Consider the following 23318-nt stretch of genomic DNA (forward strand, 5'->3'; position numbering starts at 1 on the left):
CCGGTCGGCGGCCGGCACGCGTGGGCCCGGGCGGACCGTCGTGCGGCCGGCCGCGGGGGTGGGGGGTGCGCCCACGGGGACTCCTCGGGGGGTGGGGCCAGGGTGGGCATCATCCTGCACCGCCCGGGTCGTCGGCGGGACTCCCGATCCGCAGCCGAGCCGGTTTGTCCCTTAACGTGCAGTGATCCGCCCCATCCCGGCCTGCGCCGAGACCGCCGTGTTGTGTGCGACCGTTGTCTAATACAGGATCAGCAGGGCACTCGGAAGGAGCCCGACATCACCAGCGATCTCCCGCGTCTCGCGGCGGTGACCCGGCCGCACCGGGGAACTGGCCTGGCCGGTTCCTCAGTCGTGCCGTACCCGCACGGCGGCATGGGACGGCACCCCAACCTGCCCCCGGGCGAGCGGCTGCGGGTGCTGCTGGTCGAGGACGACGAGGGGGACGCCTTCCTGGTCAGCGAGCTGCTCGCCGAGACCAACTCGATGATCGACCTGCTGATTGCCACCAGCCTCAGCGACGCCCGGCAGCGGGTGATGGGTGTGGACTGCGTCCTGCTCGACCTCGGCCTGCCCGACGCGCAGGGGCTGGACGGGCTGCGACAGGTGCTGGAGATGTCCAGCGGCGCCGCGGTCTGCGTGCTGACCGGGCGCTCCGACGAGCACCTGGGCATCGTCGCCGTCGCCGAGGGCGCGCAGGACTACCTGGTCAAGGGCCAGGTCGACGGGGTGCTGCTGACCCGCGCGCTGCGCTACGCGGTGGAGCGCAAGCGGGCCGACGAGAACGCCCGGCGGCTGCGCGAGGTCGAGCTGCGCCAGGCCGAGTCCGCCCGCCTGGAACGGGGCCTGCTGCCGCAGCCGCTGATGACCACCGACCAGGTCGCGGTGCACACCTTCTACCGGCCCGGCCGGCACGCCGCCCTGATCGGTGGGGACTTCTACGACGTGGTGCAGACCCGTCCGGACCGCGTCGACCTGATCGTCGGCGACGTCTGCGGGCACGGGGTGGACGAGGCGGCGCTCGGCGTCGAGTTGCGGGTCGCCTGGCGGGCGCTGATCCTCGCCGGTGTGCCCGACGACGAGGTGCTGCCGGCGCTGGAGCAGGTGCTGATGAGCGAGCGCCGGCTCCAGGAGATCTTCGCGACCGTCGCCACCACCCGGCTGCACCTCGACAGCAACCGGGCCACCGTCCGGCTGGCCGGGCATCCGCCGCCGCTGCTGCTCGCCGGGGGCAAGGTGGTGCCGGTTCCGGCGCGCGGTGGCCTGCTGCTCGGCGTACGCCCCCGCCGGCCCGTGGCCTACGACCTGGAGTTCGACACCGATGACTGGTCCCTGTTGATGTACACCGACGGTCTGATCGAGGGGCGGGTGGGCGAGGGCGACGAGCGCCTCGACGTGCCCGGCCTCAGCGGTCTGCTCGCCGACCCGGCCAACCTCGCCGTGCCCCTGGCCGAGCTGCCGGCCTGGCTGGTCGGGCGCGCCGAGCAGATCAACGGTGGTCCGCTCGCCGACGACGTGGCCATGCTGCTGGTCAGCCGGGGTGGTGGCCGGTGATCCGGGCCCCCCACGACTGGACCCTGCGCCAGCGGGTCGTCACGCTGCTCACCGTCGTCGCCGTGCTCCTGGTCGGCCTCGCCGGCACGGCCGCCGCCGTCGCCGCGCAGAACCGGACCCAGATCGACGCGATCCTCACCAAGACCGGCCCGCTGCGGGTGCAGGCGCAGGAGCTGTTGAGCGCGCTGCTCGACCAGGAGACCGCGGTCCGCGGTTACGCGGTCAGCGGCGACCGCGCCGACCTCGCCCCGTACGACGCCGGCCTGAAGCTGGAGCAGGACCGGCTCGCCTCGATGCAGCGGCTCCTGAGCGACTACCCGGGGATCCGGCAGGAGCTGCGGGTGGTCGAGGAACGCGCCGCGCAGTGGCGCCAGGCGGTGGCCGTGCCGGTGATCACCACCACCGACCAGAACGGCACCGCCGCCGGGCAGGCCCTCGTCACCGACCAGGCCCGGCAGCAGTTCGAACAGGTGCGGGCCGCGGCCGACGAACTCCAGGGGGAGATCCTGGCGGCCCGGGAGCGGGCCGCCACGGACGTCCGGCAGACCAGCAACCTCCTGGTCGTGCTGCTGATCGTCGCCGCCCTGGTGGTGGTCGTGGCCGGCAGCGTGCTGCTGCTCTCCCTGGACAAGATGGTGATCCGCCCGCTGACCGGGCTCGCCGACCAGGTCCGGGAGGTCGCCGAGGGCGACTACCAGCACGGCATCGCCGGCTCCGGGCCACCGGAGTTCCTGGCGCTGGCGGGCGACGTCGACGCGATGCGTCGCAAGATCGCCAAGGACCTGGCCGAGGTACGCGAGGCCCGCGAGCGCATCGAGTGGGTCAACAGCCAACTGCAGAAGCAGGCCGAGGAGCTCACCCGCTCCAACCGCGACCTGGAGCAGTTCGCGTACGTCGCCTCGCACGACCTGCAGGAGCCGCTGCGCAAGGTGGCCAGCTTCTGCCAGCTGCTCCAGCGCCGCTACGCGGGGCAGCTCGACGAGCGGGCCGACCAGTACATCGCCTTCGCCGTCGACGGCGCGCAGCGGATGCAGCGCCTCATCAACGACCTGCTGGCGTTCTCGCGCATCGGCCGGCTCACCACCGGCTTCACCGAGGTCGACCTGAACAAGGTGATGGGCGACGTGGCCGGGCAGACCGAGGCCGCCCGGCAGTACGCCGACGCCGAGCTGACCTGGGACGAGCTGCCGGTGATCCGCGGCGAGGAGCCGTTGCTGACGAACCTGCTGGCCAACCTGGTCAGCAACTCGATCAAGTTCCGCCGGCCGGACGTGCCGCCGAGGGTGCACGTCTCGGCCCGGCTGGTCGGCGACGAGTGGGAGATCAGCTGCCAGGACAACGGCATCGGGATCGAGCCGGAGTTCGCCGACAAGATCTTCGTGATCTTCCAGCGGCTGCACGCCAAGGACGCGTACCCGGGCACCGGGATCGGGCTGGCGATCGTGAAGAAGATCGTGGAGTACCACGGCGGCCGGGTCTGGGTGGACACCGGCACCGAGGAGGGGACGGCGATCCGCTTCACCCTCCCCGCGCTCCCCGAGGACGTCGAGGCCGCCGCGGCGGTGGAGACCGGCGGCTCCGGGGAGACGACCGACGCGGCGGCGGACGGCGGCGAGCCGGGGTCCGAAACGGCATCGCCGGAGCCGGCCGTTCGACCGGCCGAGGGGACGGAAGCCCCGGACGGCCCCGACGGGGCGCCGGAAGGCGGTAGAACGGGTGCGATGAGGGAGACGGTGGGATGACCGCGCCAGCGGACGGCAAGAGCCCGATCGAGGTCCTGCTGGTCGAGGACGACCCGGGCGACGTGTTGATGACCCAGGAGGCGTTCGAGGAGCACAAGCTCCGCAACCGGCTGACCGTCGTCTCCGACGGCGCCGAGGCGCTGGCCTACCTGCGGCGGGAGGGCCAGTACGCGGACGCGGTGGCCCCGGACCTCATCCTGCTCGACCTGAACCTGCCCCGCCGCGACGGCCGGGAGGTGCTGGAGGAGATCAAGAAGGACGAGCAGCTCTGCCGGATCCCGGTGGTGGTGCTGACCACCTCCCAGGCCGACGAGGACATCCTGCGCAGCTACCAGCTGCACGCCAACGCGTACGTGACCAAGCCCGTCGACTTCGAACGGTTCATCTCGGTGGTCCGCCAGATCGACGAGTTCTTCGTCAGCGTGGTGAAGCTGCCGCCGCGTGGCTGACACCCTGATCGATGACGTCGGCGGGCTGCTGCGCGAGACCGCCGACCAGGTCGTGCTGCCGCTGTTCCGCAAGCTCGACGACGCCGACGTCGCGGAGAAGGCGCCCGGCGAGATCGTCACCGTCGCCGACCGTCGGGCCGAGGAGGTGATATCGGCGGCCCTGCGCCGGCTGCGCCCGGGCTCCGTGGTGGTCGGTGAGGAGGCGGTGGCCGACGATCCGGGGCTGCTGCGTCACCTGCGCGGCTCCGGCGACGTCTGGCTGGTCGACCCGGTCGACGGCACCTCCAACTTCGCCGCCGGCCGCCGACCGTTCGCCCTGATGGTGGCGCTGCTGACCGACGGCGAGCCGGCCGCCGCCTGGGTGCTCGACCCGCTCGCCGGGACGCTGGCCGTGGCGCGGGCGGGCGAGGGGACCTGGCTCGACGGCCGGCCGGTGCGGACCACCGACGACACCCCGCCGCTCGGCGCGCTGCGGGGGGCCGCCATGTCCCACTTCCTCCCGCCAGCGTCCCGGGCCCGGGTCGAGGCCGGCGGCGAGCGGATCGGCGAGCTGCTCCCGGGCCAGCACTGCGCCGGTCGGGAATACCTCGACGTGCTCACCGGCGAGCAGCAGTTCGTGCTCTTCTGGCGCACCCTGCCGTGGGACCACGCCCCGGGCACCCTGCTGGTGCGGGCGGCCGGCGGCGTCGCCCGCCGGTTCGACGGCGCCGAGTACCGCCCCGCCGACGACGGCCGCGGCCTGCTGGTCGCGGCGAGCGAGCAGGTCTGGGACGAGGTACGCGAGGCGTTGCTCGGCGCTGGGTGACGTCGATGCGACACTGCGTCGATGTTCGATGGCTGACCCGGTCGCGGGCCTGGTCAGCGGCGGCCGGTCCGGTATCCTGACCGGCGGTCTCCGCCAGCAGGCCGCCGACCGGCGCCGGCGGGGGCCGCCGCCGCGCGGTGTCACCACCGGGGGCCGGCGGCCGACGGAAGGATGCTTCGTGCGCAGGACAATGCCCATCCGGCGTCGCGGTCGCCGCTCGCTGACCGCCCTGCTCGTCGCCGTCGCGCTGCTCTTCGGCGGCGGTGCCGCGCCCGCGTACGCGGAGCCCAACGAGGGCGGCACCAAGAAGCTACGGGACGCCCTGGAGACCACCGCCAAGGCGCACATCGAGGCCAAGGCGAAGCTGGACAACTCCAAGCGGCGGCAGGTCCAGCTGGTGCGTGAGCTGTCCACGCTGGAGACCCGGCTGGTCGCGCTGAGCGCGCAGGTCGGCGAGGTGGCCGCGCAGTCCTACCGGGTGGGTCGGCTCACCCCGACGTCGATGCTGATCAACAGCGCGTCGCCGGAGATGTTCCTCCAGCGGGCCGCCGACCTCGACATGATGGCGCAGCGCGACAGCAAGCGGCTGCGCACCCTGGGCGAGGCCCGTGAGCAGGCCCGGCAGGCCAAGGTCGCCATCGACACCGAGGTGCGGGAACAGCAGAAGCAACTGCTGGTGATGGCGAAGAAGAAGAAGGAGGCCGAGGCGGCGCTCGCGGCGGTCAGCTCCGGCGGCAGCAGTGGCGGCTTCAGCGGCGGCAGCTCCTCCTCGGCGCGGCCGGCGCCGCGAAACTCCGACGGCTCCTGGCCGTCGGAGTCCTGCTCGGTGAACGACCCGACCACCTCCGGCTGCATCACCCCGCGCACCCTCAACGCCCTCCAGCAGACCCAGGCGGCCGGCTACAAGCGGTACGTCTCCTGCTACCGCAGCGGCGGCTCCGGCGAGCACCCCAAGGGCCGGGCCTGCGACTTCTCGGCCGCCGCCGGCGGGTTCGAGGACGAGACCGCGACCGGCGGGGACAAGACGTACGGGGACAACCTCGCCGCCTGGCACGTGCGCAACGCCAGCCGGCTGGGTGTGCTCTACGTGATCTGGTACCGGCAGATCTGGCACCCGGGCACCGGTTGGCGGTCGTACAGCGGCAGCGGCAGCCCGGCCGCCGACCACACGAACCATGTTCATCTGTCGATGTACTGACCCGCGGCCCCGGTTTCACTGCGTAGCATCGCGCGGGTGAGCTCTCCATCGTCCGACGTCACGGTCCCGCCGGCGCGGCCCGTGCCGGCGACCGCCCGGGCCCTGCCCAACGGTCTCGCCGCGTTCCTGGTCTTCTTCTCCAGCGGCGCCGTGCTGGTGCTGGAGACCGTCGCGCTGCGCCTGGTCGGCCCGTACGTCGGGGTGACCCTCCAGGTGACCAGTTCGGTCATCGGGATCGCGTTGGCCGCCATCGCGTACGGGGCCTGGTCCGGCGGCTGGCTGGCCGACCGGCGTGACCCGCGCACCCTGCTGGCACCGGCGCTGGTGCTGGCCGGCATCGCCACCGCGGTCACCCTGCCGGTCGTGAGGTACGCCGGGGAGGTGCTGCGCGGCGGGGCGGCCAGCGCCATCCTGCTGCTCGTCGCGCTCGCCGTGTTCGTGCCGGCGGCCCTGCTCGCCGCGGTCACCCCGCTGGTGGTCAAGCTCCAGCTCGCCGACCTGCGCCGCACCGGCCAGGTGGTCGGCCGGCTCTCCGGCATCGGCACGCTGGGCGGCATCACGGCCACCCTGGCCACCGGCTTCGTGCTGGTCGCCGCGCTGCCCAGCACGGTCATCCTGCTCGCGCTGGCGGTCGCGCTCGGGCTCACCGGTCTCGCCCTCGGGGTGTGGCTGCGCCGGCAGGACCGGGCGGAGCTGCCCGGTCCGGCCCGGGCCAAGGCCGCCCTGGCGGTGCTCGGCCTGGTCGGCGCCGGGCTGACCACCGTCGCGCCGAATCCGTGCGACGTCGAGACGGCCTACCACTGCGCCCGGGTGGAGGGCGACGCCGGCCGCGTCAGCGGCCGCACCCTGCTGCTCAACTCGGCCCAGCACTCGTACGTGGACCTCGACGACCCGACCCACCTGGAGTACGCGTACACGAAGTGGATCGGGGCGGTGGCGGACGTCATCGCCCCGCCGGGGCGGCGGCTGGACGCGCTGCACCTGGGCGGTGGCGGGTTCACCGTGCCGCGCTACCTGACCGCCACCCGCCCGGGCACCGACAACGTGGTCTTCGAGATCGACGGCGGGCTGGTCGAGCTGAGCGAGCGTTCGCTGGGCGTACGCCAGGGGCCGGACCTGCGGGCCGTGGTGGGTGACGCCCGGATGCTGGTCGCCGGGGAAGCGGCGGACAGCCGGGACCTCGTGGTCGGCGACGCGTTCGGGCACCTGGTGGTGCCGTGGCACCTGTCCACCCGCGAGATGGCCGCCGAGGTCCGCCGGGTCACCCGGCCCGGCGGCGTCTACGTGCAGAACGTCATCGACTACCCACCGCTGCGCTTCATCCGCAGCGAGCTGGCCACCGTCGCCGCCGAGTTCCGGCACGTCGCGCTGATCGCGCCGCCGGCCGCGCTCGCCGGTGAGCAGGGCGCGAACTTCCTCATCGTGGCCTCCGACGCCCCGTTGCCGCTGGACGCGGTGCGGGGCCGGCTGGCCGAGGTCGGGCAGGGGGTGAGCATGCTCGCCGGCGCGGATCTCACCGGCTTCGTCGGCGAGGCGCTGGTGCTGACCGACGACTTCGCCCCGGTGGACCAGCTGCTGGCCACCGCCTGATCGGGTGACATGCCTGACCGATTCCGATCCGCCAGGTGTAGGGGGGACCGTCCAGGGCAACAACCACCACCATGGGTGGAAGTAACCGGGACGGCGCGCAACTGCTGGGTGAGCGGTACCGGCTGATCGAGCAGCTCGGCGCGGGTGGCATGTCGGTGGTGTGGCGGGGCTACGACGAGGTGCTCGGCCGGCAGGTGGCGATCAAGGTGCTCGCCTCCCGGCTGGCCAGCGACCGCGCCTTCCGGCACCGCATCCGGATCGAGGCGCAGGCCGCGGCGCGGCTCTGCCACCCCAACATCACCAACGTCTACGACTACGGCGAGTCGGTGCAGGTCGGGCTGACCGTGCCGTACGTCGTCATGGAACTGGTCGACGGCGAGTCGCTGACCGGGCGGCTGCGCCGGGGCCAGCTGCCCTGGCGGGAGGCGGTGACCATCGGCGCCGAGGTCGCCTCCGCGCTGGCCACCGCGCACGCCCGCGGGGTGGTGCACCGGGACGTCACGCCGGGCAACGTGATGCTGACCGCCACCGGGGTGAAGGTGGTCGACTTCGGCATCTCCGCGCTGGTGGGGGAGAAGGAGAAGGGCCCGGACGGCACCCTGCTCGGCACCCCCGCCTACCTGGCCCCGGAGCGGCTCGACGACGGCCAGGTCTCGCCGGCCACCGACGTCTACGCGGTGGGCCTGCTGCTCTACCGGATGCTCATCGGCCGGCTGCCCTGGCAGGCGAGCACCACCACCCAGATGCTGCGCGCGCACATGTACAACGAGCCGGAGCCGATGCCGCGGGTGCCGGGGCTCGGCGACGAGGTGCGCGACCTGGTGCACCGCTGCCTGGCGAAGCGTCCGGAGGACCGGCCGGCCACCGCCGAGGTCGCCCGGACGCTCGCCGAGGCGGCCGGCATGATCGCCGCGGTGCCGGTCTCCCCGGCCGGCGGCCCGGTGGACCCGGCCGCGCTGGCGAGCGCCGGGACCACGATCCTGCCCTGGTCGGCGGCGACCGACGCGCTGCCCTTCTCGGGTACGCGCGACCGCCGGGCGGCGACGCGCCGCCGACGGATCGAGGCGGGGGTGGCCGCCGCCGGGCTGGTGGCGGTGACCGCGACGATGTGGGGGGTGACCTCCCACAGCCCGGCCAGCGGTGGCGCGGACCAGCCGACCGAGGCGCGGATGGGCGCGGAGAAGCCGGTGCGCTGCCAGGTCGGGTACGCCCTGCGCAAGGACTCCGGCAAGGACTTCGCCGCGGAGCTGACCCTGACCAACACGGGTGGCTCGGAGCTGCGCGACTGGCGGATGAGCTTCACCTTCCCCGGCGAGCAGACCGTGACCGGGGCGGCGCCCGCGCCGGTCAGCCAGCAGGGGCGCACGGTGACCGTGCAGCCCGCGCCGGAACGGGCCGATCTGGCCCCCGGTGCCACCGAGAAGCTCACCCTGACCGGCCGCTACACGGGGGCCAACCCGCTGCCGCTGGAGTTCCGCCTCGGCGAGGAGGCGTGCGGCGTGCAGGTCTCCGGGGTGGCGGGAACGATGCCCAGCACGGCGCCGGCTACCAGGGCGCCGACGAAGCAGGCCGGTACCTCCGGCGGCGGCACCTCCGCGCGGGACGGTGGCAGCTCCGGCGGCGGGTCGAAGGCCAAGCCGGACAACTCGGGCAAGGGGTCGGGTGGTGGAAAAAAAGCCGTGGTCGTGGAAAGGGGCGATGACGATGACGACGACGGCGGGGACGACGACTGAACCCGGCGCGGGACACCCGGCCGTCAGCTGAGCGCGGCGAACCGCTGGACCTGCTCGATGCTGCCCTCGACGATCAGCATGCTGCCCGGGGCGAGCACCGTGGCGTCCGAGGCGTACCGGAAGCGCTCCCCGGGCAGTTTCGCCCCGACCACCCGTACGCCGTAGCGCTCCGTCGGCGCCAGCTCGCTCAGCGGCCGCCCGAGGAGGGTCGGCGGGGCGTGCACCTTGGCGATGGCGAAGTCGTCACCGAACTCGATGAAGTCGAGCATCCTGCTGACGATGAGGTGGGCCACCCGCTCGCCGGTCTCCGCCTCCGGGAAGATCACGTGGTGGGCGCCGACCGAGCCCAGGATCTTGGCGTGCTTCCCCGAGGTGGCCCGGGCCCAGATCTGCGGCAGGCCCAGCTCGACCAGCGCCAGCACGGAGAGCACGCTGGCCTCGACCGAGGCGCCGATGGCCACCACCGCGCGGTGGAAGTCGGCCACCCCGAGCTGACGCAGCGCTCCCTCCTCGGTGGCGTCGGCCTGCACCACCCGGTCCAGTCGGGCCGACCACCTCTGCACCTGCTCCGCGTTGCGGTCGATGGCGAGCACCTCGTGGTCGAGGCCCGTCAACGAGCTGGCCAGGTGGCAGCCGAACCGGCCCAGCCCGATCACCACGATGCCACCCTGGTCCGTCTTCCTAGCCGACAATGGGTTGCTCCTCCGGATAGCGGTACAGCCGGCGCCGGGTGTTCAGGGCGATCGCCGATCCGAGGGTCAGCGGCCCGACCCGGCCGACGTACATCAGGACGATCAGGGCGAGCTGGCCGCCCTCGGGGAGCGCCGGGGCGAGCCCCACGCTGAGGCCGGTGGTGGTGAACGCGGAGGTCACCTCGAACAGCGCCTCGTAGAAGCGGACCCCCTCGGTGAGGAAGATCAGCAACACCGTGCCGCCGGCCACCAGCGCGACGCTGAGCAGCGCGACGGTGATCGCCTGCCGCTGGCTGGCGGTGGCCACCCGGCGGTGCCCGATCGTCACGTCTGGCTCGCCGCGCAGCTCGGCCCAGATCACGAAGGCGAGCAGGAAGAAGGTCGTCACCTTGATCCCGCCGGCCGTGCTGGCGCTCCCGCCGCCGATGAACATCAACGCGATGACCAGCGGGAAGCTCTCCTCCTCCAGGCCCGCGACGTCGACGACGTTGAAGCCGCCGGTGCGGATGAACGCGTCCTGGGTGAACGCCGCGAGGATCTTGTCGTGCCACGCGTAGATGCCCAGGGTCTCCGGGTTGGCCCACTCGATGGCCAGCAGCCCGAGGAAGCCCACCATCAGCAGCACCAGGCTGCCCCAGATGGTGAGCTTGGTGGCGATCGCCCACCGGGCCGGCTGCCGCCACTCCCGCACCGCCTCGAACAGCGCCGGGAAGCCGACCCCGCCGAGGACGGCCCCGAGCGCCAGCGGCAGGCTCACCCAGGGATCGGTGGAGAAGCCGATCAGGTTGTCGGTGTAGAGGGCGAACCCACCGTTGTTGAACGCCTGGACGGCGTGGAAGACGCTGCTCCACAGGGCCCGGTCGAACGGGTAGTCGTAGGTGACCCAGAGCCGGACGGTCAGGATCCCGGTGATCACCGCCTCGCAGACCAGCGCGGTGCCGGCGATGCGCAGCAGCAGCCGGCGGACGTCACCGATGCCGAACTCGGCGGTCTCGGCCTGGACCAGCAGCCGGCTGCGCAGCCCGAGCCGCCGGGCCACCATCAGGATGACCAGGGTCGCCCCGGTCACGATGCCGAGGCCGCCGACCTGGGTGAGCACGGTGATCATCACGAGCCCGGACTCGTTCCAGTAGTTCGGGGTGTCCACCACGGACAGGCCGGTCACCGACACCGCCGAGGTCGCGGTGAAGAGGGCGGTCAGGAACGGGGTGTACCGGTGCTCGCTGGTGGCCAACGGCAGCATCAGCACCCCGGTGCCGATCAGGATCGCCACCAGGAAGCCGAACGGCACCAGCCGCACGGGGTGACGAAGAAGCCGGCGCACCAGACAATCTTCCTTTTTCACCCCGATCGGGGTGCGGAAACCGGAATCCCGGAGGGTTCACCTGTCGGCCAGCCGCCGACCAACTCGCCGTCAACCCCGACCGGTCTGCTGAGGCGACTTCCTCGACGACGACAGGAGACGGCGTTGCGACGTACCCTTTCCGCCCTCGGTGTGGCCGGAGCCCTGCTCGCGGCCGTCGCGGCCGTGCCGACCGTGGCCGCGTCGGCCGACCCGGCGCCCGGCGCCGAGCGGTCCCGGGCGACCGACCGGCCGATCGTGATCGGCCACCGGGGCGCCAGCGGCTATCGCCCCGAGCACACCCTGGAGGCGTACCGGCTGGCGATCCGGCAGGGCGCGGACTACATCGAGCCGGACCTGGTCGCGACCCGCGACGGCGCGCTGGTCGCCCGGCACGAGAACGAGATCAGCGGTACGACGGACGTGGCGGCCCGGCCCGAGTTCGCCGCCCGCAGGGCCACGAAGACCATCGACGGTGTCGCGGTGACCGGCTGGTTCACCGAGGACTTCACCCTCGCCGAGCTGAAGACGCTGCGGGCCAAGGAGCGGCTGCCGCAGGTCCGGGTGGGCAACACCGCCTTCGACGGTAGGTTCGAGGTGCCCACCCTCCAGGAGGTGATCGATCTGGCCCGGTCCGAGGGGCGGGCACGGGGCCGCACCATCGGCGTCTACCCGGAGACCAAGCACCCGACCTACTTCGCCTCGATCGGGCTGCCCCTGGAGGAGCCACTGGTCACGGTCCTGAAGGCCAACCGGCTGACCCACCGGAACTCCCCGGTGATCATCCAGTCCTTCGAGACGGCGAACCTGCGCAAGCTGGACCGGATGATCGACGTCAAGCTCGCCCAGCTGCTCGACGCCGCCGGCCGCCCCTACGACTTCACGGTCGCCGGCGATGCCCGCACCTACGCGGACCTGGCCACGCCGGCCGGGCTGACGTGGATCGCCCGGTACGCCGACGGCATCGGGGCCAACAAGAACCTGATCGTCCCGCGCGACGCCGCCGGCAAGCTGCTCGCCCCCACGACCCTGGTCCGCGACGCGCACCGGGAGGGGCTGGTGGTGCACGCCTGGACGTTCCGGGCGGAGAACCAGTTCCTGCCGGCCGACTTCCGGGTCGGCGCCGATCCGGTCGCCCGGGGCGACATCCAGGCCGAGTACGAACTCTTCTACGGCCTCGGCCTGGACGGCGTCTTCACCGACCACCCGGACACCGCCGTCGCCGCCCGCGCGGGGCTCGCCCGGCACTGACGCGCGACCTGCCCGCTGACCGATCGCCGGCCCGCCACCGCGTGTGTGGCGGGCCGGTGCCGTCGTGCGGGTCCACGGCCGAGGTCAGGCCGACGTTTCCGACAGGTCGAATGCCCGGGCCAGCGGCCCGTCCATCCGGCGCAGGGCGCTGATCGCGCGGCTGGACCGGCTCTTCACGGTGCCGGTGGAGCAGCCGAGCTGGGCGGCGATCTCCTGCTCGCTCAGCCCGGCCCAGTACCGCATCACCAGCACCACCCGCTGCTGCGAGGGGAGGGCGCGCAGCGCGTCCAGCACCAGCCGCGCGGTGTCGCGCGGCTCGTACGGGTCGGCTTCGCGGCGCTCCGGCAGCTGCCCGGTGGGAATCTCCCGGCGCCACAGCCGCCGTCCGGCCCGCCAGGCCGCCCGCACCATCACCTGCCGGGTGTACGCCTCGCCGTCACCGTCAGGGTGCAGCCGGTACCAGGCGCGGTACGTCTTGACCAGCGCCTCCTGGGCGAGATCCTCCCCGTGGCCACGGTCGCCGGTGAGCAGCGTGCCGTGCCGGACCAGGGCCGCGTACCGGGCGTTGACGAAGTCGGCGAAGCCGGCGGGGCCGGTCGGGGTGGTCATCAGCGCGCCCCCGGGGCGAGCAGCCCGCGAAGCTCGGCCAGGAAGCCCGGCGGCAGCCAAACCCGTCCGCCCAGCGAGGAGGTGGCGAAGGCGCAGTCGTCGGTGCTGCTGATCGCGACGACGGCCTGCGGCATTCCAGAGGGGTAACTGAGGGTCAAGCTGGCCATGTCCTTTCCGGCCAGTCGCCACCCCGGAACCAGCTCCGGGGCCGAGGCACACGGCAGCTCGCCGTCCTGCACGACCTGGTCGAGCTCGCGCAGCCGGTCCAGTACCCGAGACACCGAGGACGCGTCGGTCGAGTCGATCTGCTCTTGGTCCCTGATGGTCAGGCGTGCGGTCGGCGCGTTGTCGGGCAGGCCGAGCCGGCGCGCGGGCACCGGTTCGGAGGTGATCGAGGAGATGAATCCCGGCACGGAGCCCGACGACATCTCCCAGGCGAGCGCCGCCCCGGCCCAGGGCAGTTGCACCTGGCTCACCGCAGACCACTCGTAGCGCTGCGACGCCCGGACATTGTTCACCTCGTTGTCGGTGAGCCAGGCCGGGTACCCCCCGGGCAGGACGACCTCGCTGATCCCCTCATGGAACTTCGCCGGCAGGCCTGGGGGGTAGACGGACGGTTGCCACCGATTCACGTGGATCTGTGCGGGCACCTGAGGGCACTCCATACCGCTCGGAGCGTGGTCGACGTTGATCAGCACGGATCCCTGGGATATCTGGCAGTCGGTGAGGGGCTGAGGCGGGTCGTTGTGCACCTGCCAGCCGTCGGGCACGGGCAGGATCAGTCCGTGGACGCGGACCGTGCCGTCCACCACGGTCGCCGCCACCTTCGGCCACGGGCGCCAGCCCGGGCTCGGCAGGACGGTCGGCCGGACGCTCGGCAGAGGCGGCGGGATGGGGCCGGCGGCGGCGGATGGGTCGGTGCCGGCCGGCGTCGTACCGGTGCGGGCTGCGGCGACCAGGCCGCCAGTGGCGAGCAGGGCAACCGCCACCACGCCTGCCGCGCCCGCGGTGGCCAGGCGCCGCCGTCGGGCCGCCCGGCTCCGGCGTAGCACCTCCGGCACCGGGGCGGCGGCGCGTGGCCGGGTCTCGGCGACCGCCGCGTCCAGCAGCGATCGGATGCGTTCCGTCATCGGTCCCCGTTCCTCTCGTCGTCAATGTCCTACCCTCCTGAAGACATTGGCCGCCGGACAGGTTCCCTTCTGCCGTCGAGGGGAATGCCGCCCGACATCCCTCGTCGGTCGTCCACCGACGTACTTCTTGTCAAGCTGCGACGCCCGCACCTACGCGGACCTGGCGAAGCCGGCCGGCCTGAGGTGGATCGCGGAGTACGCCGACGCCATCGGCGCGAACAAGAACCTGATTGGCCCGCGCGACGCCGCCGGCAGGCTGCTCACCCCGACGACCCTGGTCCGCGACGCGCACCGGGAGGGGCTGATCGTGCACGCCTGGACGTTCCCGGCCGAGAACCAGTTCCTGCCGGCCGACCTCCGAATCGGCACAGAGCCGTTGAGCGCGACCACGGTTGTGGGGTGCGGGCTGGTCCGGGCCGGCCGCGGGCATCGCCTACCCGGGCGGAATGTTTCGTGGGCCCTGTTGAGCTGCCCGCCGGTGCGCCCACCGCTGACCGCCGCCGCGGCGCGCATCCTGACGAGAGGAACTACTTCGCCGGGCGCTCGGCGACGTAGGTGCCACGGCCCTGCTGGCCGATGATGAGGTTGCGGTCGTGCAGGATGACCAGCGCACGGTAGGCGGTGTTGTTGCTGACGCCGTACATGTCGGCGAGTTCACTGGTCGACGGCAGCTTGTCGCCCGGCTTGAGTTCGCCGGTCCTGATCTTCTCAACGATCTCGTCGACGATGCGACGGAATGACGGCTGTGCAGTGGGCATGGTGATGACTCCGGTTGGTTCGGCACGTCCGATCATGCCCGAGCTACACCAGTAGCTGCAATAAGTGATGGCGTCGATGCGCAGGGCTAGACTCACGCCACTTAGTGGCGTAAGTTGCTCGGTGTCCGGCTCCGGTTGGTTCGGCAAACCTCGGGGGTCGGACCTCAGGTGGGCTCCGGGGTCGTACCGCCGACGAGGGCTGCGGTCGCGGGGCCGGCGGCCCGGTCGGCGTCCCCTACCCGGCGACCGGGCCGCCTTCCACGCGGCGCGACCGCGCGTCGCGTAGGACGGTCGACGAGGAGGGTGTGGCGTGTGCGACGAGCTGAACCTGTTCCATCGGAGGGGTCGGCGCAGGCGCCCGGGCCGACCGCCGAACGGCGGCTGGTACCGGTCGGGCTCCTGCCGACGGTTGACGGTCGGGCGGTGCCGGTGAGCCGGGAACGGTTCGTGGTGCACCTGCCGGTGCTCGCCGCCGACCTCGACGCCGCGAAGCGCTTCGCCCGGGCGATAACCCGGTCGCTGAGCTTCCTGCCGGACGTGGACCCGGCCGAGACGACGGTGTCCGAGGAGGACGCGCAGTTCGTACGCCATCGGGTCTTCTGCGACAGCCTGCTCGGCGATGGCCGGCGCTGCCCGCGACCGGCCGACCACGACGGCGCCTGCGGTCTGATCGCCTGCGCCGGACCCGGCGGCTGTTGACGCCGCGGCACGACGGAGGGCGGCTTCACCGGAAGCCGCCCTCCGTCACCATGTTGCCCGCTCCGCGCCGTCAGGGCGCTGCGGTGCAGGAGGTCACCCCGTCGCACCTCGCCTGCGGTGGGCGATGAGGAAGAACCCGCCGAGCGCGATCGCGGTGGCACCCAGCACGGTGAGGGGCAGCAGGCTTCCGGGGCCGGACGTGCCCGTGATCGGCAGCTGGCTCTTGGTCGGCGAGGCGGTGGGGCTGCCGGTCGGGCTGGCCGTCGGGCTGACCGTCGGGCTGGCGGTCGGGCTGGGGCTCGCCGCGCAGGTCTGCGTGAGCACGAACTGAAGTCCCGGCTCCGGCTCGCCGGTGACCACCGCGGTGGCGGTGACGAGCGTCCACCCCTCGGGAACGATCACCCACGCCTTGCTGGTGCCGATCCGCACGATCGCGCTGTCCTCGGCCTCGGGGATGGTGACGGTCGCGGTGCCGTCGCCCGGGATGCTGAAGGTGGCCGTGACCGAGACGAAGTCACGTGTCTGGTCGGGCAGGTTGAAGACCCAGACGTCCCGGTCCGGGTAGGGGCCGCCGCCCAGGTTGGGGTCGCAGTTCTGGGTGAATTCGGCGGCCGTGGTCGGGACGTTGCCCGGGTTGATGCTGATGGTGGTCGTGCTCTGGTCGGGCGACGGGCTCGGCTGTGGTTGAGCCTGCGCTGTCCCGGCGGCTCCGAGGAGCACTGCGCCAGCTGCCGCCCCTACGGCAATCAGCCGGATGAGTCCGATTTTCACTTTGTCCCCCATGACGTTGTGGTGCCCGTACAGGCTTTCGCTTTTGAGGCTAGTTGCCCGTTAAGGCCTAACTTGGGGGTTTTGGGAGTTTTGGGGATGACCGATCGGGCTCCGATGGCCGGGGCCGACACATCGGCGGTGCCACGGATGGAGGGGGTGCCCATCGTCGGCCCGCGTCGTCACGGTGCGGCACCTGTTCGCTGTCAGGGCCGGCCACCCCACCCTGGTTACTTGTGTGTTTCCGCCACATAGCCCGTGGGTGACGTCACTTCTAGCGTGAGCCGACAATGAGTTCCCTTCCCTCCGAGTCCTCACGTGGAGTCGCAATGACGGTCCGGACGACGCGGCGGGTGTTCCTCTCCGCCGCCACGATGATGGCCGCGGCGCTCGCCGCCACGGCCTGTGGCAGCCCGCAGGACACCGCCTCCGGCGGCGGCGACAGCGCCGCCCCGGTCAAGGTTGGTCTGGTCTACTCCCAGTCGGGAGCCCTGGCCAGCTACGGAAAGCAGTACATCGAGGGGTTCAAGGCCGGCCTCGACTTCGCCACCAAGGGCACCAACAAGGTGGGCGACCGGGCCATCGAGCTCACCGAGGTCGACGACGCCGGTGACCCGGCGAAGGCGGTCTCCGCGGCCAAGGACCTGATCGGCAAGGGAAACAAGATCATCGCCGGTTCGACGGCGTCCGGCGTGGCCCTCCAGGTGGCCCCGATCGCCGCGCAGAACAAGGTGCTCTTCATCTCCGGTCCGGCCGCCACCGACGCGGTCACCGGCGCGAACAAGTACACCTTCCGCTCGGGACGGCAGTCCTACCAGGACGTGGTGACGGCCAAGTCGTTCATCGGCGACCCGGCCGGGAAGAAGGTGGTCGTCTTCGCGCAGGACGGTGCCTTCGGCGACGCCAACGAGGCGGCAGTGAAGAAGGTCATCGGCGGCGCCGGCGCGACCGTCAGCAGCGTCCGGGCCCCGGCCAGCGCCACCGAGTTCACCCCGTTCGCCAGCCAGATCAAGGCCGCGAAGCCGGACCTGCTCTTCGTCGCCTGGGCCGGCACCACCGCCCCGGCCATGTGGCAGACCCTCGACCAGCAGGCCGTGCTCTCCTCCACCACGGTCGTCACCGGCCTGGACATCCGCGCCTCCTGGCCGACCTTCGGCGCCGCCGGCAGCAAGATCTCCTTCCTGTCGCACTGGTTCGACGGGGCCGCCGACACCGAGGCCGCGAAGGCCGCCAAGGCCAAGATCCCGGGCGGCACGCTCGACCTGTTCCACCCGGACGGCTTCGCCGCCGCACAGATGGTCGTCCGCGCCATCACCGAGGGCGGCGAAGACGTCGAGAAGATGGTCAAGGCCCTGGAGGGTTGGAGCTTCGACGGGGTCAAGGGCAAGATGACCATCCGCGCCGAGGACCACGCGCTGCTCCAGCCGATGTTCCAGGCCAAGCTGACCGGCAGCGGCACCGTGTTCACGGCGACCGCGCAGAAGAGCCTCACCGCCGACGAGACCGCGCCGCCGGCCGTGGCGATGAAGGGCTGAGAAGAAGATGCTCGCCACCCGCGGTCTGACCTGGCGGATCGGTGAGGTCGCCATCGTCGACAGCGTCTACCTCGACCTGGCGCCCGGGGAGTTCCTCGGCGTCATCGGGCCCAACGGCGCCGGCAAGACCTCACTGTTCAACCTGATCACCGGCCTGCGCCGGGCCACCGAAGGTCGGATCACCCTCGACGGGGAGGACATCGGCTCCCTCCCGCCGCACCGGCGGGCCCGCCTCGGGCTGGGCCGTACCTTCCAGGCGTCGTCGGTCTTCGGCTCGCTCAGCGTGCGGGAGAACGTCCGGCTCGCCGTGCAGGCCCACCGCGGGGGCTCGCTGAAGCTGTGGCGGCGGGCGGCGGCCGACCGCGAGGTCGCCGCCGCCGCCGACGCGGCGCTCGACCGGGTCGGCCTCGCCCACCGGGGTACGGCGCTCGCCGGCACCCTGGCCCACGGCGAGAAGCGGAAGCTGGAGATCGCCCTGCTGCTCGCCGGGGAGCCTCGGGTGATGCTGCTCGACGAGCCGATGGCCGGGGTCAGCGCCGAGGACGTGCCCGAGCTGGTGGCGGTGATCCGTTCGCTGACCGGCGACAGCGGCAGGTCGGTGCTGATGGTCGAGCACCACATGGACGTGATCCTGGAACTGGCCGACCGGATCGCCGTGATGCACCACGGCGCGCTGCTCGCCTGCGACACCCCGGAGACGGTGATGGCCAACCCCACCGTGCAAGAGGCCTACCTGGGAGAGTCCCTGTGAGCGCGAGGAATGAGCCTGGTCTGCGAGTCCCGCAGTTCGCGAACGGAAGGCGGCTCCGTGACTGAACCACGCCCGCGGCCTCCGCAGCCGAGAACCGGAGGTGGCCCGTTGGCCGAACCGATCCTCAGCGTGGAGGAGCTGTCGGTCCGGATCGCCGGGCTGCACATCCTCCAGGGGGTGTCCTTCACCGTCGCCCCGACCGGCGTCACCGTGCTGCTCGGGCGCAACGGCGTCGGCAAGACCACCACGCTCCGCGCGATCGTCGGCCTCACCCCGCCCGCCGGCGAGGTGCGCGGGACGATCCGGATGGGCGCGCAGAGCCTGCTCGCCCGCCCCACCCACCGGCTGGTCCGCGGCGGGCTGGGCTACGTGCCGGAGGACCGCTGCGTCTTCGCCGGCCTCACCGTCGCCGAGAACCTGCGGCTCGCCGAACGGCGGGGCACCACCCCCGCATACGACAAGGTCTTCGCGCTCTTCCCGGAGCTGGACCGGCGCGGACGGCAACGGGCCGGCTCGCTGTCCGGGGGGCAGCAGCAGATGCTCGCGATCGGCCGGGTGCTGCTCAACGACAACCGGCTGCTGCTGGTCGACGAGCCGACCAAGGGGTTGGCGCCGAAGGTGGTGACCGAGGTGGCCGAGGTGCTGGAACGGGTGGCCGAATCCGTGCCGGTGCTGCTCGTGGAGCAGAACCTGGCGGTGGTCCGGCGGCTCGCCCGCGACGCGGTGGTGCTCGCCGCCGGCCAGGTCGCCTGGGCCGGCGACGCGCAGCAACTGCTGCTGGAGACCGCACTGACGAAGTCTCTGCTCGGCGTCGGCTCGGCGGAGGTGCAGCACTGATGGACACCATCGTCCTGCTGACGCTGACCGGGCTCGGACTGGCCGCGCTCTACTTCCTGGTCGCCTCCGGCCTCTCCCTGGTCTTCGGCCTGGCCGACGTGCTCAACTTCGCGCACGGGCTCTTCCTCGGCGTCGGCGCGTACGCGACCTGGTGGGCGGCGGGGAACCTGCCCGGTGCCGGCGCGGACGGCCTCGGCTTCCTGGTCGCGGTCGCCTTCGGGGTGGCCGCCGGCACGCTGGTGGCGGTGCTGGTCGAGCTGGTGCTGATCCGGCCGCTCTACTCCCGCACCATCGAACAGGTGCTGGTCACCGTCGGCCTGTCGCTGGCCGGGGTGGCGCTGCTCCAGGCCACCTGGGGCGCGGACGCGCGGCCGTTCCCGCGCCCCGACTGGACCCGGCAGGTCACCTCGATCCTCGGCGCGAACGTGCCCAACGGGGGCCTGCTGCTGATCATCGCCGCGGTGGTGGTGCTCGGCGCGCTGCTCGCCTTCCTCCGCTGGACCCGCTACGGCCTGGTGATCCGGGCCGGGGTGGAGAACCGGGAGATGGTCACCGCGCTCGGCATCGACGTGCGCAAGGCGTTCACCCTGGTCTTCGCGATCGGCGGGGCCGCCGCCGCACTGGCCGGAGCGCTCGGCGGCGTCTACTTCGGCACCGTCTCCCCCGGGCAGGGCGGCTCGCTGCTGATCTTCGCGTTCATCGTGGTGGTGATCGGCGGGATGGGCTCGGTCGTCGGGTCCGCGTACGCGGCGGTCGCGGTGGGGCTGCTGCAACAGTTCGTCAACTACTACGGCACCTCCGGGCTGGGCGACGTCTGCGTGGTCGGGCTGCTCGCCGTGGTGCTGCTGCTGCGCCCCCAGGGCATCGCCGGAAAGGTGGCAACGGCATGACCGAGGTCAAGAGTCCCGAGGTACCGGCGCCCCCCGCCGCGGTGCCCGACGAGCTGACGCCGGGACCCGGTCGCTGGCACGGGCTGCGCCCGTTCCTGCCGCTGGTCGCGCTGGCGGTCGCGGCGATCCTGCCGTACTCGACGCTGCACCTGCCGGGCGTCTTCGAGGGGCCGGTGAACTCGCCGGGCACCCTGCAACTGCTCGCCATCTGCCTGGTCTTCGGCGGCCTCGCGGCCGGGTACGACCTGCTGTTCGGGCGCACCGGCATGCTCTCCTTCGGGCACGCGCTCTACTTCGCCGCCGGGGTGTACGGCACGGACATCCTGGTCACCCGGGCCGGGCTGCCGCTGTGGCAGGCGGCGGTGCTGACCGTCACCGGCGGGACGATCCTCGCCGCGCTGCTCGGCGCGGTGGCGCTGCGTACCGTCGGCATCGCGTTCGCCATGGTGACGCTCGCCTTCGCCCAGGTCGGGGCGATCCTGGTGGCCCGGGACTTCGGCGGGCTCACCGGCGGTGAGGAGGGGTTGCCGCTGGACGTCTCCGGGCTGCCCGAGGGCCTCGTCGGGGTGACCAACACGGTCAACCTCTACTGGCTGGCGCTGGCGTACCTGGCGGTGGTGGTCTTCGTGGTGCACCGGGTCTCCGGCTCGCCGACGGGCCGGGTGCTGGCCGGCCTGCGCGACGACGAACGGCGGATCGGGGTGCTGGGGCTGGACCCGTACCGCTTCAAGCTGGTGGCGTTCACCCTGGCCGGCGGCCTCGCGGCGGCCGGGGGAGTGGTCTACGTCCTGATCGTCGGCGGCGCCTCGCCGCACATCACCTCCTCCGAGCTGACCCTGTCGCTGCTGGTCATGGTGGTGCTCGGCGGGCCGGGGACCCGGTGGGGGCCGGTGCTCGGCGGCATCCTCTACATGTACCTGGACCACCGGCTGATCGCCTTCGGCACCTCCGACGCGGTCGACGCCCTGCCGGCGTTCCTGAGCCGCCCGCTCTCCCAGCCCCTCTTCGTCCTCGGCACCGTCTTCATCCTGGCCGTCTACTTCTTCCCCGGCGGCCTCGCCAGCCTCGCCCCCCGCCTGGCCCTCCTCCGCCACTCCCTGCGCGCCCCCTCCCGACCCCGCTAGCGCGTCGATCATGAGGTTGGCGGGGCGGCACTCCGGCGTGTCGCCCCGCCAACCTCATGATCGACCGAGGGGTCGGGCGGGGTCGCGGCCCCCCGTGTGGCCGCGACCCCGTGTGGGTCAGCTGTTGAGGAGTTCGTAGGCGGTGGCGGGGGCCTTCTGGACGTCGCTGCCGGTGGGGGCGGCGAGCTTCGGGGCCTTGCCGAAGTCGAAGTACCTGACGACGTACTTCGAGGCCTTCTGCTTGCCGGCGGCCGGGATGTCCAGGGTGAGCGAGGTGAGATTTCCGTCCGCCCCGACGACGGCGGTGAACGGGACCTGCTTGGCCGCGTCGCCGAGCGCCGCGATGTCCAGGCCCTCCATGGCGGTGGCGACGTCCTGGCCCTTGGTCAGGTCGACGGTGCCGACGTACGTCCCGTCGCCCTTCTCCTCGACGGTCTCCGCGGTACGGATGATCGTGGCGGTGTTGCCCGGGTCGGTGCCCTCGTAGACCGGGGCGTCGGCCGGGTCCTCGATCTTCGCGTTGTCCAGCGCCATCCAGCGCTTCGGCAGCTTGAGCAGCGCGTTGATGTCCTGCTTGCCGTCGAACGTCACCCGCATCCAGGCCTGCTGCCCGATCACCCGGAACGACAGGCTCATGGTCGACTTCAGCTCGGCGACCTTCTCGGCGACGGTCAGCTCCATCCCGCCGGCGGCCGGATCGACCATCCCGGAGACCTTCCCCGTCAGGTCACTGCCGGAGAACCGGAACGCCGGGTCCTTCTCGTCCGGCACGGCCGCCAGGAGCGCCGACTTCGGACTGACCGAAGGGGACGGTGCCGGGGCGGCGGACCCGCCCGCGCCGTCGGTCCCCGCACAACCGGCCAGGGCGGTGGCGGCCAGCACGGCGGCTGCGGTGGACGCGACCCACCGGATCGTTCCGGCGGTGCCGGTTCGCTGTGTCATTGCGTGACTCTCTTTCCAACGGGGCTGTTGCCGAGGCAGAGCTTGCCTGACCACACCGCCGGATCGCTGCCGATATGCTGCCGTGCGACTGCCGTGCGCCCGACCCGCAGGCAGCGGGGGAGTCAGGAACGGAAAACCGTATGTCAGAGGTGCTGCGCTTCGAGGTCCTCGGGCCTCAGCGCGCCTGGTACGGCGACCGGGAGCTCGACCTCGGTCCCGGTAAGCAGCGTGCTGTGCTGGCCGTGCTGCTCCTCTCCGCGGGTCGCCCGGTGCCCACGTCGCAGATCGTCGACGCCGTCTGGCCGGACGAGCCGCCGGCGAACGGCACGAACGTGGTGCAGAAGTACGTCGCCGGGCTGCGCCGGGTGCTCGAACCGGACCGGTCGCCGCGTACCCCCGGTCAGGTGCTGACGCTGACCGACGCCGGCTATCAGCTCCGCGTCGGCCCGGACGCGGTGGACGCGGTCCGCTTCGAGCGGGGCGTACGCCGGGCCGAGCGGAACCGGGAAGCGGGCCGGACGGCCGACGCGGTGGCCGAGCTGAAGGCCACACTGGGGCTGTGGCACGGCGAGCCCTTCACCGGCTTCGCCGGGCCGTTCTTCGAGTCGGCCCGGCACCGCTGGGTCGAGCTGCGGGCCACCGCCCTGGAGAGCTGGGCCGACCTGGAGCTGCGCCTGGGCCGGCACCGGGAGCTGATCGGCGAGCTGGTGGACCTGGCCGCCGAGTTCCCGGTGCGGGAGCGGCTGCGGCACCAGTTGATGCTCGCGCTGTACCGCAGCGGGCGGCAGGCCGAGGCGCTGGCCGCCTACCGGGAGTTCGGCGAGATGCTGCGCGACGAGTACGGCATCGAGCCGGGCGACGCGCTCCAGGACCTGCACCGGCGGATGCTTCGCTCCGACCCGGCGCTCATGCCGCCCACTGC

General features: G+C 72.5%; 23 protein-coding genes. 16 read left to right on the forward strand and 7 right to left on the reverse strand.

The features are described 5' to 3' along the window. Positions 1-306 precede the first annotated feature (306 nt). The 7 genes from NCC78_RS09895 to NCC78_RS09925 all read left to right on the forward strand — a co-directional run bounded on the left by NCC78_RS09895 (position 307) and on the right by NCC78_RS09925 (position 9068). Complete coding sequence (locus NCC78_RS09895) at positions 307-1551, forward strand: PP2C family protein-serine/threonine phosphatase (RefSeq protein ID WP_250793678.1); 1245 nt, start codon at positions 307-309, stop codon at positions 1549-1551. Then, entirely contained in the window at positions 1548-3293 is a 1746-nt protein-coding gene (locus NCC78_RS09900) for a sensor histidine kinase (RefSeq protein ID WP_250793680.1), read from the forward strand. The genes NCC78_RS09895 and NCC78_RS09900 overlap by 4 nt, the downstream gene beginning before the upstream one ends. Then, positions 3290-3742, forward strand: coding sequence for a response regulator (locus NCC78_RS09905; RefSeq protein WP_123240199.1), 453 nt, complete (start codon positions 3290-3292; stop codon positions 3740-3742). Before NCC78_RS09900 ends, NCC78_RS09905 begins: the two co-directional genes overlap by 4 nt. Then, positions 3735-4547, forward strand: a complete 813-nt coding sequence (locus tag NCC78_RS09910; RefSeq protein WP_250793682.1) for an inositol monophosphatase family protein — start codon at positions 3735-3737, stop codon at positions 4545-4547. Before NCC78_RS09905 ends, NCC78_RS09910 begins: the two co-directional genes overlap by 8 nt. A 190-nt stretch (positions 4548-4737) precedes the next feature. Next, complete coding sequence (locus tag NCC78_RS09915) at positions 4738-5745, forward strand: coiled-coil domain-containing protein (RefSeq protein WP_250793712.1); 1008 nt, start codon at positions 4738-4740, stop codon at positions 5743-5745. Between the two features lie 36 nt (positions 5746-5781). After that, positions 5782-7335 (forward strand): fused MFS/spermidine synthase, encoded by a 1554-nt coding sequence (locus tag NCC78_RS09920; RefSeq protein WP_250793684.1) that lies wholly within the window; start codon positions 5782-5784, stop codon positions 7333-7335. 71 nt (positions 7336-7406) lie between these two features. Beyond that, positions 7407-9068 (forward strand): serine/threonine-protein kinase, encoded by a 1662-nt coding sequence (locus NCC78_RS09925; protein ID WP_250793686.1) that lies wholly within the window; start codon positions 7407-7409, stop codon positions 9066-9068. A gap of 23 nt (positions 9069-9091) precedes the next feature. On the opposite strand, the gene NCC78_RS09930 is transcribed toward NCC78_RS09925, so the two are convergent. Beyond that, complete coding sequence (locus NCC78_RS09930) at positions 9092-9724, reverse strand: potassium channel family protein (RefSeq protein WP_372495103.1); 633 nt, start codon at positions 9722-9724, stop codon at positions 9092-9094. Positions 9725-9749: 25 nt separating this feature from the next. Then, positions 9750-11084 carry a TrkH family potassium uptake protein gene (locus NCC78_RS09935; RefSeq protein ID WP_250793689.1) on the reverse strand — a complete coding sequence of 445 codons (1335 nt, stop codon included), beginning with the start codon at positions 11082-11084 and terminating at the stop codon, positions 9750-9752. A 144-nt stretch (positions 11085-11228) separates the two neighbouring features. Here NCC78_RS09935 and NCC78_RS09940 point away from each other — a divergent pair, with 144 nt between their 5' ends. Further along, positions 11229-12353, forward strand: a complete 1125-nt coding sequence (locus NCC78_RS09940; RefSeq protein WP_250793690.1) for a glycerophosphodiester phosphodiesterase — start codon at positions 11229-11231, stop codon at positions 12351-12353. Between the two features lie 84 nt (positions 12354-12437). Here the strand turns inward: NCC78_RS09940 and NCC78_RS09945 are convergent, their stop codons facing one another. Both NCC78_RS09945 and NCC78_RS09950 read right to left on the reverse strand, forming a co-directional pair. Then, a complete protein-coding gene (locus NCC78_RS09945) occupies positions 12438-12962 on the reverse strand; it encodes a SigE family RNA polymerase sigma factor (protein ID WP_250793691.1) in 525 nt (174 codons plus the stop codon). Then, positions 12962-14092, reverse strand: coding sequence for a hypothetical protein (locus NCC78_RS09950; protein WP_250793692.1), 1131 nt, complete (start codon positions 14090-14092; stop codon positions 12962-12964). Before NCC78_RS09950 ends, NCC78_RS09945 begins: the two co-directional genes overlap by 1 nt. Before the next feature lie 127 nt (positions 14093-14219). Here NCC78_RS09950 and NCC78_RS09955 point away from each other — a divergent pair, with 127 nt between their 5' ends. Then, entirely contained in the window at positions 14220-14672 is a 453-nt protein-coding gene (locus tag NCC78_RS09955; protein ID WP_250793693.1) for a PI-PLC domain-containing protein, read from the forward strand. On the opposite strand, the gene NCC78_RS09960 is transcribed toward NCC78_RS09955, so the two are convergent. Further along, positions 14620-14946 carry a GntR family transcriptional regulator gene (locus tag NCC78_RS09960; protein WP_372495102.1) on the reverse strand — a complete coding sequence of 109 codons (327 nt, stop codon included), beginning with the start codon at positions 14944-14946 and terminating at the stop codon, positions 14620-14622. The genes NCC78_RS09955 and NCC78_RS09960 overlap by 53 nt on opposite strands. Positions 14947-15279: 333 nt before the next feature. Between NCC78_RS09960 and NCC78_RS09965 the strand changes: the two genes are divergently transcribed. Further along, on the forward strand, positions 15280-15549 hold the full coding sequence (locus NCC78_RS09965; protein WP_250793694.1) for a hypothetical protein: 270 nt from the start codon (positions 15280-15282) through the stop codon (positions 15547-15549). Between the two features lie 93 nt (positions 15550-15642). On the opposite strand, the gene NCC78_RS09970 is transcribed toward NCC78_RS09965, so the two are convergent. Continuing rightward, positions 15643-16269 carry a hypothetical protein gene (locus NCC78_RS09970; protein ID WP_250793697.1) on the reverse strand — a complete coding sequence of 209 codons (627 nt, stop codon included), beginning with the start codon at positions 16267-16269 and terminating at the stop codon, positions 15643-15645. A 377-nt stretch (positions 16270-16646) separates the two neighbouring features. Between NCC78_RS09970 and NCC78_RS09975 the strand changes: the two genes are divergently transcribed. The 5 genes from NCC78_RS09975 to NCC78_RS09995 all read left to right on the forward strand — a co-directional run bounded on the left by NCC78_RS09975 (position 16647) and on the right by NCC78_RS09995 (position 21454). Further along, the gene (locus NCC78_RS09975; protein ID WP_250793699.1) at positions 16647-17852 is read left to right on the forward strand and encodes a substrate-binding domain-containing protein; all 1206 of its coding nucleotides are present in this window, start codon (positions 16647-16649) and stop codon (positions 17850-17852) included. Between the two features lie 7 nt (positions 17853-17859). Next, complete coding sequence (locus tag NCC78_RS09980; protein ID WP_250793701.1) at positions 17860-18603, forward strand: ABC transporter ATP-binding protein; 744 nt, start codon at positions 17860-17862, stop codon at positions 18601-18603. A gap of 108 nt (positions 18604-18711) precedes the next feature. Beyond that, complete coding sequence (locus tag NCC78_RS09985; protein WP_250793703.1) at positions 18712-19440, forward strand: ABC transporter ATP-binding protein; 729 nt, start codon at positions 18712-18714, stop codon at positions 19438-19440. After that, the gene (locus tag NCC78_RS09990; RefSeq protein ID WP_250793705.1) at positions 19440-20330 is read left to right on the forward strand and encodes a branched-chain amino acid ABC transporter permease; all 891 of its coding nucleotides are present in this window, start codon (positions 19440-19442) and stop codon (positions 20328-20330) included. Before NCC78_RS09985 ends, NCC78_RS09990 begins: the two co-directional genes overlap by 1 nt. Continuing rightward, on the forward strand, positions 20327-21454 hold the full coding sequence (locus NCC78_RS09995; protein ID WP_250793707.1) for a branched-chain amino acid ABC transporter permease: 1128 nt from the start codon (positions 20327-20329) through the stop codon (positions 21452-21454). The genes NCC78_RS09990 and NCC78_RS09995 overlap by 4 nt, the downstream gene beginning before the upstream one ends. A 117-nt stretch (positions 21455-21571) precedes the next feature. Here NCC78_RS09995 and NCC78_RS10000 read toward each other — a convergent pair whose 3' ends face one another. Beyond that, positions 21572-22396, reverse strand: coding sequence for a hypothetical protein (locus tag NCC78_RS10000; RefSeq protein ID WP_250793708.1), 825 nt, complete (start codon positions 22394-22396; stop codon positions 21572-21574). Positions 22397-22536: 140 nt separating this feature from the next. Here NCC78_RS10000 and NCC78_RS10005 point away from each other — a divergent pair. Then, positions 22537-23318: AfsR/SARP family transcriptional regulator (locus NCC78_RS10005; protein ID WP_250793710.1), on the forward strand; the 782-nt coding region annotated here is incomplete at its 3' end.

The sequence above is a fragment of the Micromonospora phytophila genome, from assembly GCF_023656545.1.
Classification (GTDB): Bacteria; Actinomycetota; Actinomycetes; order Mycobacteriales; family Micromonosporaceae; genus Micromonospora; species Micromonospora phytophila.

What these genes read in the sequence shown, in the direction of transcription:
- NCC78_RS09905 (WP_123240199.1), top strand. Translation starts at nt 3,290, where the DNA reads ATGACCGCGCCAGCGGACGGCAAGAGCCCGATCGAGGTCCTGCTGGTC.
- NCC78_RS09915 (WP_250793712.1), top strand. Translation starts at nt 4,738, where the DNA reads ATGCCCATCCGGCGTCGCGGTCGCCGCTCGCTGACCGCCCTGCTCGTC.
- NCC78_RS09925 (WP_250793686.1), top strand. Translation starts at nt 7,407, where the DNA reads ATGGGTGGAAGTAACCGGGACGGCGCGCAACTGCTGGGTGAGCGGTAC.
- NCC78_RS09945 (WP_250793691.1), bottom strand. Translation starts at nt 12,962, where the DNA reads ATGACCACCCCGACCGGCCCCGCCGGCTTCGCCGACTTCGTCAACGCC.
- NCC78_RS09950 (WP_250793692.1), bottom strand. Translation starts at nt 14,092, where the DNA reads ATGACGGAACGCATCCGATCGCTGCTGGACGCGGCGGTCGCCGAGACC.
- NCC78_RS09975 (WP_250793699.1), top strand. Translation starts at nt 16,647, where the DNA reads ATGACGGTCCGGACGACGCGGCGGGTGTTCCTCTCCGCCGCCACGATG.
- NCC78_RS09980 (WP_250793701.1), top strand. Translation starts at nt 17,860, where the DNA reads ATGCTCGCCACCCGCGGTCTGACCTGGCGGATCGGTGAGGTCGCCATC.
- NCC78_RS09990 (WP_250793705.1), top strand. Translation starts at nt 19,440, where the DNA reads ATGGACACCATCGTCCTGCTGACGCTGACCGGGCTCGGACTGGCCGCG.
- NCC78_RS09995 (WP_250793707.1), top strand. Translation starts at nt 20,327, where the DNA reads ATGACCGAGGTCAAGAGTCCCGAGGTACCGGCGCCCCCCGCCGCGGTG.
- NCC78_RS10000 (WP_250793708.1), bottom strand. Translation starts at nt 22,396, where the DNA reads ATGACACAGCGAACCGGCACCGCCGGAACGATCCGGTGGGTCGCGTCC.